Source organism: Aliivibrio friggae, assembly GCF_057368515.1.
Map to the genome: position 1 here is coordinate 523,122 of NZ_CM170649.1, position 13,099 is coordinate 536,220.

General features: G+C 39.3%; 13 protein-coding genes. 8 read left to right on the forward strand and 5 right to left on the reverse strand.

Annotation, left to right across the window (positions count from 1 at the left end; translation table 11 throughout):
- Positions 1-189: 189 nt before the first annotated feature.
- The gene (locus AC2INI_RS15780) at positions 190-1,137 is read right to left on the reverse strand and encodes a LysR family transcriptional regulator (RefSeq protein ID WP_486306367.1); all 948 of its coding nucleotides are present in this window, start codon (positions 1,135-1,137) and stop codon (positions 190-192) included.
- A gap of 145 nt (positions 1,138-1,282) precedes the next feature.
- Here AC2INI_RS15780 and AC2INI_RS15785 point away from each other — a divergent pair, with 145 nt between their 5' ends.
- Entirely contained in the window at positions 1,283-2,347 is a 1,065-nt protein-coding gene (locus tag AC2INI_RS15785; protein ID WP_486306368.1) for a DUF1214 domain-containing protein, read from the forward strand.
- Between the two features lie 101 nt (positions 2,348-2,448).
- On the opposite strand, the gene AC2INI_RS15790 is transcribed toward AC2INI_RS15785, so the two are convergent.
- Positions 2,449-3,189 carry a TetR/AcrR family transcriptional regulator gene (locus tag AC2INI_RS15790; protein ID WP_486306369.1) on the reverse strand — a complete coding sequence of 247 codons (741 nt, stop codon included), beginning with the start codon at positions 3,187-3,189 and terminating at the stop codon, positions 2,449-2,451.
- A 242-nt stretch (positions 3,190-3,431) separates the two neighbouring features.
- Here AC2INI_RS15790 and AC2INI_RS15795 point away from each other — a divergent pair, with 242 nt between their 5' ends.
- From AC2INI_RS15795 to AC2INI_RS15805, 3 genes are read left to right on the forward strand one after another with little or no spacing between them, the layout of a single operon-like run.
- A complete protein-coding gene (locus AC2INI_RS15795) occupies positions 3,432-4,505 on the forward strand; it encodes an efflux RND transporter periplasmic adaptor subunit (RefSeq protein ID WP_122032396.1) in 1,074 nt (357 codons plus the stop codon).
- Entirely contained in the window at positions 4,505-5,566 is a 1,062-nt protein-coding gene (locus AC2INI_RS15800; protein WP_486306370.1) for an efflux RND transporter periplasmic adaptor subunit, read from the forward strand. Before AC2INI_RS15795 ends, AC2INI_RS15800 begins: the two co-directional genes overlap by 1 nt.
- On the forward strand, positions 5,566-8,628 hold the full coding sequence (locus AC2INI_RS15805; protein WP_486306371.1) for an efflux RND transporter permease subunit: 3,063 nt from the start codon (positions 5,566-5,568) through the stop codon (positions 8,626-8,628). The genes AC2INI_RS15800 and AC2INI_RS15805 overlap by 1 nt, the downstream gene beginning before the upstream one ends.
- A gap of 99 nt (positions 8,629-8,727) precedes the next feature.
- Here AC2INI_RS15805 and AC2INI_RS15810 read toward each other — a convergent pair whose 3' ends face one another.
- The 3 genes from AC2INI_RS15810 to AC2INI_RS15820 are packed head-to-tail and all read right to left on the reverse strand — an operon-like array spanning position 8,728 to position 10,557.
- Complete coding sequence (locus tag AC2INI_RS15810; protein ID WP_486306372.1) at positions 8,728-9,177, reverse strand: pentapeptide repeat-containing protein; 450 nt, start codon at positions 9,175-9,177, stop codon at positions 8,728-8,730.
- 8 nt (positions 9,178-9,185) lie between these two features.
- Complete coding sequence (locus AC2INI_RS15815; protein ID WP_122032400.1) at positions 9,186-9,581, reverse strand: ArsR/SmtB family transcription factor; 396 nt, start codon at positions 9,579-9,581, stop codon at positions 9,186-9,188.
- A 55-nt stretch (positions 9,582-9,636) separates the two neighbouring features.
- The gene (locus AC2INI_RS15820; protein ID WP_162922430.1) at positions 9,637-10,557 is read right to left on the reverse strand and encodes a permease; all 921 of its coding nucleotides are present in this window, start codon (positions 10,555-10,557) and stop codon (positions 9,637-9,639) included.
- Positions 10,558-10,786: 229 nt separating this feature from the next.
- On the opposite strand from AC2INI_RS15820, the gene AC2INI_RS15825 reads away from it, so the two are divergent.
- The 4 genes from AC2INI_RS15825 to eutQ all read left to right on the forward strand — a co-directional run bounded on the left by AC2INI_RS15825 (position 10,787) and on the right by eutQ (position 13,098).
- Positions 10,787-11,200 (forward strand): VF530 family protein, encoded by a 414-nt coding sequence (locus AC2INI_RS15825; RefSeq protein WP_486306373.1) that lies wholly within the window; start codon positions 10,787-10,789, stop codon positions 11,198-11,200.
- A 348-nt stretch (positions 11,201-11,548) separates the two neighbouring features.
- A complete protein-coding gene (gene eutS, locus AC2INI_RS15830) occupies positions 11,549-11,899 on the forward strand; it encodes an ethanolamine utilization microcompartment protein EutS (protein WP_122032402.1) in 351 nt (116 codons plus the stop codon).
- Positions 11,900-11,902: 3 nt separating this feature from the next.
- Positions 11,903-12,355, forward strand: coding sequence for a EutP/PduV family microcompartment system protein (locus AC2INI_RS15835; RefSeq protein WP_486306374.1), 453 nt, complete (start codon positions 11,903-11,905; stop codon positions 12,353-12,355).
- 44 nt (positions 12,356-12,399) lie between these two features.
- Positions 12,400-13,098 (forward strand): ethanolamine utilization acetate kinase EutQ, encoded by a 699-nt coding sequence (eutQ, locus tag AC2INI_RS15840; protein ID WP_486306375.1) that lies wholly within the window; start codon positions 12,400-12,402, stop codon positions 13,096-13,098.
- Position 13,099 lies beyond the last annotated feature (1 nt).

A 13,099-nucleotide genomic window follows, 5' to 3' on the forward strand; every position in this document is an offset into this window, starting at 1 on the left:
AAACTGGAGTTATTTGATGAAATTTGATAAAGATGTTGTTATTCCTCGTACACTGATTGCCGCTATTGTTGCTGTTTTAGTTATTGCTCCTAATGTGTAGTTGAGCGAGATATAAATACACTGCCAGCGGTACAAGTATCAGTTAGTGAGCTAACGAACTCCTCTACTTGACCGCTAAATCTTCTTTTTTTATTTATCTTGAAAACCTTTCTTTATTGACTCACTGATCATCAGTTTTAACCAGCGATGAGGTGAGCTAGTTAATGTTCTTCTGTGTTCAATTAAGTAAATATCAACAGTATATGGTTTGCTATCAAACGCTTTAATTACTTTAAAACTTGAATCTAAAATTGAGTCTTTTTCTAATAAATGCCCACCAATAATAAGGCGATCGGTGCCTTTAATCGATTCTATTAGGGTTGATAACTGCCCTGATTTAAGTGCGATATTTCTGTATTTCCCTTGTTTTCTTAGCTCTACATCTATGGGATTAAGATACTCACCTTCCGATCGAATATCGAATGATAAATCCACAAATGAGTATTCAAGGCAATCATCTATAGTGATGTTTTCTTTTTGCAATAAAGGATGATCTGAAGTGCCATAGATAACAGGGTAGGTATAACCGATCTTCTCTGAGTGATATTCATCGCTAACGATTGTCTCTTTGATATGTATTGAGAAATCTACGTGGCCCTCTTTTAATAACAAAATAGGGTCAATGGCAGAGGGATACTCTTCAAGGGTTACTTTTGGTGCGGCATCATAAATTGCTTTGGCTAATGGTGCTATTAGCAGCTTACTCATGAGTGGTGGTGTTGATATGCGAAAGGCTTTTTCACACGACTCAGCAGAAAAAGTGGAGCTGTTCACTAAATTATCAATCGAAAATAAAATTGCATCAAGCTGCTCCTCTAACTCTAATGTTTTAGCGGTAGGTTGTAAGCCATTTGATTCACGATAAAACAGAGGATCATCAAATAGCTCTCTAAGACGGCCTAAAATTCGACTCATTGCAGGCTGAGAAAGAAATAGTTTCTCGGCTGCTCGCGATACGTTTTTTTCTTTAATTAACACACTAAGCGAGACGAGTAAGTTGAGATCAATTCGAGAAAGCGTTTGTTCAAGTGTTTTCATTCTTACACCTCAGGGTATTAATATTTAATAAAGATATTACATCACAGCATATCAGTTATGTGATCTTATGATTTCTATAAATGTGATTTGCAGTCTATTATTTAATCAATCCAACAGAATTGAATAACAGCTGAGGAGCTATTAAATGAAACTTTCTCTAATTACGAAAAGTGTTTTACTAGGTGCGGTGGTTACGGCAACTTGCGTTTCGGCTTCTCAGCCTACGACAAGTCTAGATGGTTTTTTTACTGCTGATGGAAAAATGGTGACAGCGCAGACGTACCCAACCGATGAAACGGCTCACCAAATTTTGAAGAATCAAGATCTTGTGGGGGTGAACGAGTTTTTACATAAACGCCAACTTACACCAACAGATGCACAGCCTGTGGTTCGGATGAACCGTGATACCTATTATTCAATGGCCGTTGTTGATGTATCAAGAGGGGCTACAGTGACAATGCCTGAGCTACCAGAAGGGAAATACATTTCAGTGCAACCGATTACAGAAGACCACCATATTCAACCAATGTACTACGGCGGTGGCACATTTAATTTATCGACTCATAGAGGTAAACATCTTTATTTAGTGATCCGTCTTGATGCTACTTTTACTGAAAAAGAAGCGGCGATGTATCAAGACCAAATGAAAATTAATGCCAATAGCGCAGAGCTGTTTACTTCTGAAAGTGTAAATCAAGCGTCATTTAAAAAAGTGGAAGATGAGTTGAAAGCTAAAATGCCAATGATCAATAAACGTGATGGCAGCGCAGCATTAACAGGCATGTTTACTGGCTTTAATGATGAATCGACAAAATTGTTTACTCAAGAGAAATACGAAGTTGGGGCTGCGATTGGTTGGGGCGGTGCTCAAATGATTGATAATATTTATGAAGTGTCAGGTAACTACCCGATAGATACTTGTTATCAAGCAACGTTTGAAGATCCTAAGAATAAAGCGTTTTGGTCTATCACTGTTTATAACAAAGCGGGCTTTATGTTTAATGACGTGGCGAACGTAAGCTCGAATACGGCGACGGCAAACGAAGATGGAACCTACACGGTAAGCTTTGGTTGTGGTGCAGATGCGCCGAACAATATTGAAACCGCGAACGATTCGGGTGTATTTAACTTAGGTATTCGTCATTACCAACCAAGCGATAAAGTTCGAATCGATGGTTACCGTATTTTACCAATGGTGAAAGCGCAGTAATTGAAATAAAGTAAAGAAGTTCGTAAGCCGTTAGATATTCTCTGACGGCTTTTTATTACTCTTATCGTGACTAAATGTAATGTTAGGAATATTCATATTTTTTATTCATTGATAGCAATAAGATTTTCTTGCTCTAACGGGCATTCCACATCAATTAATAATTCACTAAGTTCCGCGGGGCACAGTATATCTTCTTTAGCTACTGAGAACTTAGCAACCATGATTTGATTAAAAAGATTCCAATGTTGCAGTAACAGCTTTTCGTGGTTATCTGCAAATTTCGGCCAGGTTTCAGACATCATTGGAGTTAAGCTTGATGCACCATGAGCAAAAATTAGCATTTGCCACTTGGTTTCCCAAATATCGAGTTTTCCATCAGGGTTGGCTTCATTGTATTCTTCAAAAAGATCTTTAAATATCGCTTCAAACTCGCACTTAGTTTTTAAGAAGTACTCAAGTAATGCGTTGTCGTCTTGGCGAATGGCATCGGCGATCATTTTAATTGGCTGTGGGTTCATCAAGGTAAACGCAGACAACTTAATAATGAATAGATAAATGCGATAGCTGGGTGTTTTATCGGTTGGTAGTGACTCGATAATGGCATCTAAGTAGCTCTGCATATGTTTATCACAGGCATCACAAATTGCCTTCCAAATCATATCTTTACTACCAAAGTGATGACGAATAAGACTGTGGGAAACGCCCGCTTTTTCACTGATGTTACGCAGTGATACACGCTCGTAACCTAGCTCGCCAAACATCGTTGCCGCAACCATTAAGATTTGACATTTTGTTTGTTCAGCAGCTTCGGTACTTCTTTTTCCCTGCTTTTTCTCTGTCATTATTCACCCTTAGTTTGTGCTCTTAATTACCAATATATACGTATTAAGTGTTGCTAATCGCTTTGATTTCTGAACAGCCGAATGCGTATTGATGGCCTAAGCATACCAAGTTCAGCGCCTAACGCGTACTTAAAAATGCACTTTTCAACTATTTTACTGCACGGGTGTAAAATATATTGATCTACTTCAAATTAAAACTATACTGCACAGGTGTGTAATAAATAATATGAGTGGAGATACTTGTGCGAAAACTAAATATAAAGCGCACATTCCTAGGTGCTGTAATGGCATTAAGTCTGTCAGGAATGCTAACTGGTTGTGAAAAAGCGATATCTGAAACAACAGATATGACAATTAAGCCTGTAAAACTATTGTCGGTAAAAGATCTCGCTGTTGCTGATTCTGATGCGTTTCTTGCGCGTATTGATGCGACATATCGAGCACAATTGTCATTTCAAGTAGGTGGTGAAGTCTCTGATATCAAAGTTAAAATGGGACAAGCGGTAACTAAAGGTGAATTATTGGCATCACTAGATCCAAACGATTTACAACTGGCATTGGATGCAGCGAAAGCACAGTTCTCACTAGCGAAGACACAATGGAGTCGCGCTAAAAGTTTGTACGGTAAGAAGCTTATTAGTACCAATGATTACGATCAGCGTGAGACGCAATATCAAGCGGCATTGGCAAATTACGAACAAGCAAAAACGGATTTAAGTTATACCGAAATTCATGCGCCGTTCTCTGGCATTATTTCGTATACCTACGTAAAACCACATCAAATTGTGGGTGAGAAACAAGAGATTTTAAATTTGATTGATAACTCAACATTGGATGTGTCGGTAACCTTACCTATTAGCTATGTAGATTCAGTTTCTATTCCGGCATTAATCAGCAGTGATATGTGGGTAACCATGGATAATGAACCTAACAATCAAATTCAAGGTAGATTTAAAGAGATCTCAACGCAGCCTAATTTAGACACGAACAGTTATGAAGCGATTGTAACGATGGCTTTGCCAGAAGGGCGTAATTTATTAACGGGCATGACGGGACAAGTTCATATTCCAAAACAGAAAAGCTCTGATTATTTGCAACTCCCCCAAAGTGCGTGGGTAAATAAAAACACCAATCAAGGGCAAGTGTGGTTAATGAATGATGAAACAAATACGGTTACTAAAGCGACGTTACCGTTAAACGAGCAAGGGTTGGTGATATCTGGTTTAAATGCAAATGACTATGTTGTGATTGCTGGCGTTGATAGCCTTGTTGAAGGTCAAACAGTAAAAGCATGGCAACGTGAGGAAGGTATTTAATGAAGCGTTCATTATATTCATTATTGGTTCTGAGCCTTTTTATGTTAACGGGTTGCCAAGAAGAGGTAGTAACAGAAACCAGTGAGCCACTTTATATATCTGGCTTTACAGTTGGTACACCTGTGACCCAACAATTTCGCTCTTTTAAAGGCCAAGTGGTTCCTGCTGAGCAAACCCCTATTGCGTTTCGAGTAACAGGTGAGATCCAAGAGGTCTTAGTTAAAGCCGGAGATGTGGTTAAACAAGGCCAACTCATTGCAAAACTAGAAGATAGTAAGGTAAAACAAGCGGTTAATGATGCTAAAGCACAGTATTCGTTAGCGTCAAAACAGTACCAACGCGGTAAAGAATTGAATCGTCGCGCTATGATTTCAAAAGCGGAACTTGATGAGTTATTTGCGAATAGAGAACTGGCTCAAGCGACGTATCGTTCAGCAAAAAACCAATTAACTTATACTCATCTTGTTGCGCCATTTAGCGGCAAAGTGCTTGATGTTTATAAAGAGCAGTTTGAACGTGCAGCGGCAGGCGAGCCAATTCTGAATTTGTATCAAAACGATAAAGTGTACGTGCGTATTGATCTTTCAGATAACGTGTTAGCCATGATAAATCCTGAAACCAATCGAGACTCTTACCATCCGGTGACCACATTTGTAGGTTTATCCGATTCTTATTCTATGGAGTACTTAGAGCACACTAGTGAGCCAAATGCTCAAACTCAAACCTATGAGATGTACTTAACCATGCCTCAACCGAGTACTGAGATTTTGCCTGGTACCAGTGCCACGGTGAATGTGGACATGGTAGAAGCCGGGATCACCTCAATTGATGGCTACCATGTTCCAGTGACGGTATTGCAAGCGGGTCAAAAAGCAGGTCTGTTTTATGTGTGGATCATACGTGATGGGCAAGCGGTTAAAGTGCCAGTAACCATTCGCCAAATTAACGGTGAAGGGGCAATTGTGGCTTCTGGCATTACTCAAGGTGATGTTCTTGCCAACTCAAGTTTACGAAAATTACGTGAAGGTAAAAAGGTAACGTTAGTGGAGAATCAACAATAATGAACATTGCTGAATATTCAATAAAAAACAAAGTCATTAGCTGGCTATTCATTGTTATTTTAACCATTGGTGGTATCACCTCATTTTTAGATTTAGGCCGTTTAGAAGACCCAGCTTTTACGATTAAAGATGCGATGATCATCTCGACTTATCCGGGGGCTACCTCAAAAGAAGTTGAAGAAGAGTTAACGTACCCGTTAGAAAAAGCGATCCGTAAATTACCTTATATAGATAAAATCACATCGACGTCGTCTAATGGGATGTCGCAGATCATGGTGAGCATGAAGATGGATTACGGTCCAGATGAGTTGCCACAGATCTGGGATGAAATGCGTCGTAAAATTAATGATTTGAAACCAACTTTGCCTCAAGGGGTTCAATCTTTACAGATCATTGATGATTTTGGTGACGTGTTTGGTGTAATGATGATGCTGACGGGTGACGATTATAACTATGTAGAGTTAAAACGTTATGCCGATACATTAACGCGTGAATTAGAGTTGATTGATGGGGTAGGTAAAGTCTCTATCGCGGGCGATCAACAAGAAATGCTGTTTGTTGAAATATCACTCGATCGTTTAGCCGCACTGAACCTAGACATGAACACCGTGGCTGGCCTATTAAACCAACAAAATAACGTGGTTCAGGCGGGTGAAGTATTGGTGAATGGCGAGAGCTTAACCATTCGTCCAAGCGGTACGTTAACCACGATTGAATCGTTAGAAGACTTGATTATTCATGGTCGTGATACGGGTAATCTAATTCGTTTAAAAGACGTCGCAACCATTAGCCGTGGCACGCAAGAGAAACCAAGCAATGTGATCCGATTTAACGGGAAAGATGCGTTAAATATCGGTTTATCGTTCGCTTCTGGTGTAAACGTGGTTGAAGTTGGTCAACGTGTACAAGACGAATTAGCTTATCTAGAATCGATCAAACCTGCGGGACTTGAGCTGAGTTATTTCTATAACCAAGCGCAAGAAGTCGATACGTCAGTTCGTGATTTTATCATCAGCTTAGGTGAAGCGGTCGCGATTGTTATTGTGGTTCTACTGTTCGCTATGGGTATGCGAAGCGGCCTAATTATTGGTGTGGTGTTACTACTGACCGTATTCGGCACGTTTATCTTAATGAGCTACAACAACATTGACCTTCACCGTATCTCATTGGGTGCATTAATTATTGCGCTAGGGATGCTAGTAGATAATGCCATTGTAGTGGTTGAGGGGATTTTAGTTGGTCTTAAAAAAGGACGCACCAAGGTTCAAGCAGCAGCGGACATTGTAAAACAAACACAATGGCCTTTATTGGGCGCAACAGTAATAGCGATTGCCGCATTTGCTCCGATTGGTCTGTCTGAAGATGCTACTGGCGAGTTCATGGGCGACTTGTATTGGGTGTTGTGTTACTCACTGTTTTTAAGTTGGGTAACGGCTATTACAATCACCCCATTCTTAGCTGACTTGCTATTGAAAGAAGAAGATAAAAACACAGGTGAAGCAGAAGACGCCTACAAAGGGTTCTTATTTACTGCGTTTGGCTCATCACTTAAGTTGGCTTTACGTTTCCGTTGGGTAACCGTTGCTTCGTTAGTCGGTTTGCTGGTGGTAGCTGTAATTGCTTTTGGTAATGTGAAGCAGCAATTCTTCCCAGCATCAAACACGCCGATGTTTTACGTCGATATGTGGATGCCAGAGGGCACTGATATTCGTGAGACAATTAAGCAATCAGAAGCGGTTGAGAGCTACATTAATAAGCAAGACAATATTGAGTTTGTCTCAGCCTCGATTGGTCAAGGCATGCAGCGTTTTGCGCTTACTTACCAACCAGAAAAAAGCTATGAAGCGTATGCACAGTTTCAGATCCGAACCACAGATCGTGAATCAATGTTTAGCTTGTTAGAAAACTTAACCAACTCATTAGATAAGCGCTTTGAGAAGCCTACCTTCCAATTCAAAATGATGGAATTTGGTCCTTCTCCTGCATCTAAGATCGAAGTTCGTATTTCGGGGCCTGATCCTCAAATTCTGCGTGATTTAGCGACCGATGTTGAAGACATTCTCGCGACAGATTCAGGTTCAAGAAACATTCGACATGATTGGCGTGAACGTACTAAAGAGTTAACGCCTGAGTTTAATGAATCGAAAGCGCGTCGTTTAGGGATCTCAAAAGAAGACTTATCAAATACGCTGCAAATGGCATTTGGTGGTAATACATTAGGAATGCTGCGTGATGGCACACATACTCTACCAATTGTGGCGCGTTTGCCAGAAGTAGAGCGTGTGGATTTTGAGTCACTGCAAAACGTGAAGATCTGGAGTCCATCACTACAAAGCTACATACCAGTAGATCAAGTGATTGATGGGGTGAACCTAGATTGGAGTGAGCCTCTTATCCAGCGTCGCGACAGAAAACGCACTATTACGGTAATGGCTGATCATGATTTATTAAGTGATGATACGCCTGCAAGTTTGTTAGCGCGTGTTCAACCAAAAGTGTTGGAAATGCCGTTACCTGAAGGGTATGAAATTACCTGGGGTGGTGAATATGAATCATCAAAAGATGCACAAGAGTCTCTATTTGGTTCATTGCCAATGGGTTACTTGTTCATGTTTATCATCACAATGTTGTTGTTTAACTCGTTTAAAAAGCCGTTAGTGATTTGGTTTACGGTTCCGCTGTCTATCATTGGTGTCGCGTTTGGTTTGTTAAGTACCAATATGCCGTTTAGCTTTACTGCGTTCTTAGGGTTATTAAGTTTAAGCGGTATGATTTTGAAAAACGGGATTGTCTTGCTTGATCAAATCAATATTGAATTGGCCTCAGGAAAAGATCCGTACATTGCGATAGTGGACAGTGCGATCAGTCGTGTGCGCCCTGTGAGTATGGCGGCGTTAACGACAATACTAGGGCTTATCCCATTATTGTTTGATGCCTTCTTTAGCTCAATGGCAATCACTATCATGGCGGGTTTAGGTTTTGCGACCATTCTGACCTTGATTGTAGTGCCAGTAATGTACGCGATTTTATTTAAGATTAAGCCAGCAGAACAAACGATTTAATTACTGCTATTTCAGATAACCTATCTGGCCAATCACTGTGTCGTATTATTCGCAGTGATTGGTTTTTTTGTTTAAGGCTTGCGCTTAATTCACTCTCTTTTAATGAAAAGCAAGACACTCCGATTTACTGGTTCCTCGTAATGCCATGATGGTGTTGCCTATTGCTGGTTTATTAAATGCATCGTCACTTAGAGTCGCATTATTAAAGTCAGCACGATAAACATCAGCGCGAGATAAATCGACATTCAACATTTGTGCATTACTGAAATCTGCATTACGTAAATCGGCATCTCTAAAGTTTGCGTTGTTGAGGTCGGCTTCTTTAAATATCGCATAAGTAATGTCAGCATCACTCATATCTGAACCGCATAAGTTAGCGCTAGTGAAGTTAGTTCGAGTCAAATTTGCGCGATGTAGAACCGCGCCTTCAAGGTTAAGGTGACTTAAATCGGTATTGTTTAAAACAGCACGTTCGCCCCCTTGGTGTTGTAACCAAAGAGAGTGTTGTTGAAGAACATAATTAAGCTCAGTTTGAGTGAGCTTTTTCATTATTGTACCTACTCATTTAATTTTTTCTGCCATGTTTCAGTATCTGCCCCTAATACGCACTCACCATTTACTCGAAGTGATAATCGTAATACGCAACGTCTGGTCACTTCTTCAAATTCATCTTTTGGTAAAAAACGAACCGAATCGACCAGTGCTTTACAGTGAGGAGCTGCTTGTTCTTTTAAAGTATAAAATACCCATTTGCCTTTCTTTTGATGGTTAAGCAACCCTGCTCGATAAAGCATTTTCAGATTACGTGAGACGTTATATTGAGTGTCACCAATGATATCTAGCGCTTCAGCGACTGCGATACATTCATCGACATGAAGGAATAACCAAAATAAACGTAACCTATTTGGTTCCGATAATGCCTTTAACGCATCGATATATTTTTCATCCATTATGATTACTGCCTTTTATGTTAATCATTGCGCCACTGATATTAGTGGCGCGATGTGTTTATATTACGTATTGGAAGATGGCACCACCGACAATCGCGGTAGTTAATACTATCCCCACAAAAGCGATGACCGCTTTTCTTTTTAGAACTGCTGATACTAGCGCAATTTCAGGCAAACTGGCACCAGTACCGCCAATAATTAATGCTAATGCAGCACCAAGTCCCATTCCTTTAGCAATCAATACATTAAGTAAAGGAATTGCCATTTCAATACGTAAGTAAAGTGGAATACCAATCAGTGAAGCAATAACGATTGATTGGAATCCGTCACCACCAACATATTTCTCGACTAAGTCAGCTGGCAGGTATGCTGCCGAGAACCCACTAATGGCTGCACCCAGTAGAACGTATGGAATGATTCTTTTAAATAAAGAAAATGCGCCATCCATTGCGTTTCGTATTCTTGATTTTGAAGACGGCGCAGCACCGCAAGTGTTGGGTTTATTTCCACTGCATCCTTTAGCTTTAGTATCTTCTAATTCATCTCCACGTTTAATCTCATTTCTCCAAGGAGATCTAGAAATTAAGAAGCCACCAAGAACAGCGGCAGTGAATGTGATCAAAAAGTAAACGACAGTGATCTTAAAACCAAATGCCGCATAAATCATCGCTAATACAATGAAATTACACAGTGGGGCTGAAATGATGAAGCTCATTACGGTACCAAGTGAGGCTCCCATTGATGCCATCGCCATTGTGACCGGCACAACAGCGGCACTGCAAAATGGTGTCAACATGCCGAACAAGGCGCCTAATAGGCTTCCCCATTTATCATGTTTAGTTAACGTTTTCTGAAGCTTATCTTGAGGTATATATTCGCGCATTAAGCCTGTTAATACTGACACAATAGCAATAATAACGACTAAGCCTTTAGCAACATAAAAGAACTCGTTTAAAGCAATAGCTAGTTTCGCATCCAAAATTTGAATCTCTAACAAGTGAAAGAAATGCAAATATAAGTACATATGCGCATTTGTGCAAGTGTTTTGTTTTTAAAAAATGGATAGGTAACACACGTGTCGATTTGTTTTCATGTGTTAATACTATATTTTGAGTGATAACCCTGTATAATCCGCCGCCTATTTACTGGTAATATTATTGTCTCTCTAAGACAATCATTCACGCGTTAGTTAAACTTAGGAATTCGTTATGACTGAAGAAGAAAGAATTGAACTGCAACAGAACAACCCATTACACGGTCTTAAGTTAGAAATTTTACTGCAAGAGTTGGTTGATCATTACGGATGGGAAATTCTAGATACCGCAATGCGTTTAAACTGCTTTAACACAAACCCGTCAATGGCGAGTAGTGTTAAATATCTAAAGAAAACACAGTGGGCAAGAGATAAGGTTGAAAACTTCTATTTGTACCGTTTTAAACGTATGCCTAAAGCGTCTGATCTTGAATATCAAATGCCTCCACGTTCACGCACATTCGCTCATGGTCTTGAGCCTCGTGAACCAATGGAATTGACCGTTGAATCGATTCTGCTTTCTCAAGCTAAATCAGCGTCAGCGCACCAAGCCCGTTCTCAAAACCGTGGCGGTAACTATCGTCGATAAATATTAATATAATTTACTAACAAAAATAATTATATTGATTAACATATATAAAGCCAAATAAGATTTATTTCTTATTTGGCTTTTTTTTTAATAATTATTTTATAATTGATAGTGTGTTTAAAATATGTTTATTTTAAATTTAAATTAAGTCTGATGTTAACTTAATTTGTTTATTACTAATTAGCGATGACAAAATTAATATATTTTAGAAAAATATATTAAATAATAATTTGTGATTAAGATCATAAGTAATAAATATTATTAATAATAATGAACTATGCTGGATTGCCTACTTAATACTTTAGGAGTAGATTTGAGTGAAATTCAGTTTATAAATTGTTCTCTTATATGCTTGATCTTACATCTGGAAAAGAAAGAATTATTCAAGAGTTTGTGCCTGGTAAGCAGGTGACTTTAGCGCATCTGATTGCAAATCCAACGGAAGAACTGTGTGAAAGAGTTGGAGTAGAGAGTCAAGGTGCTATTGGTATATTGACGCTAACTCCCGGAGAAACGTCGATAATAGCAGGGGATATTGCAACAAAATCGGCTAACGTTCATATTGGGTTCCTTGATAGATTCTCCGGTGCATTGGTAATAACGGGATCTGTCGCAGCGGTTGAGGAATCGCTGAAGTCGGTATGCGATGTATTAAATAGAACCTTGTCTTACAATGCTTGCCAAATAACAAGAACCTAATCTATGAAAAAAAACTTAGATAATGTTGTTTTTATTGGAGAGGTAGATGCAGGTAAATCTGCTCTGGTTGATAAGTTAGTCAATATTGATATTAATACTGGTAAAACACAAGCGCCTATATTTTATCCAGGGAAAGTGATTGATACTCCTGGTGAGTTCATTGATAAAAGATCTTTAAATGGTGCATTGCTTACAACCGTCTGCAATATAAAAACTATTGTCCTATTACAACCTGCGAATGGAAAAAGGTTTGCTCCGCCAAGTGGGTTGTTAAATGTTTATCCAAATAAAAACATTATAGGCGTAATTAGTAAAATTGATGAATCTGACGCAGATATAGAACACGCAAAAAAATTATTTAAACAAAATAGAATTCCAGAGCCTTATTTTGAAGTCTCTATTTTTGATCAAGATTCGATAGATAAGCTTTCTCACTATTTATTATCACTTCAGTAGTGTTGCTGAAGTGGTGTTGTGAAAACGGATAAGGAAGTGACGTTATGAAACAGCTAATTTCTGCTGCGGATATTCGACAAGCAAAGTCTGATAAAAAGACTTACCTTGTGGCACCTATTAAAGATTTTATTATTACCCCAGAAGCTCGTGAAGTGGCAAAAGTTGAAGGCATAGAGTTGTTAGATTCAGTGCCAGTTGTGGTTGAAACTGTTGTGCCTGAATCTAAATGCAAAGCATCAGAATCAACATGTTTGAAGGATCAAACTTCACGAATTCAGGCTGAAATTGAATCACAATTACCTCATGTAGATGCTGAAAAAAGTGCGCATATTCAGCAATTAATCGCAGCTGCAATGGTTGATTTTAACCAACAACTACCTGCATCTCCTCGTCAAATTAATGATGATGGCATTGTTTTGATCCACGGTAATGCGGTGAAACTCGATGTATTTGATGGTGCTCCGGGTAAGAACATTGGCTTAACTGATGTGATTGGTGCTAAAGAAGGCAGCAACATGGGAGTGGGCTACATGGGATGGGAGAATGCATTTTTCCCTTGGACATTAAATTATGATGAAGTGAATGTGGTTCTTGAAGGTGAACTTCATGTGAAAACGGCATCAGGGACAACCATTGCGAAACCGGGTGAAATCATCTTTATTCCTAAAGACAGCACTGTCGAGTTTGGTACACCAACCCATGTACGTTACGTTTATATCACTTACCCTGTTGAGTGGGCATAAG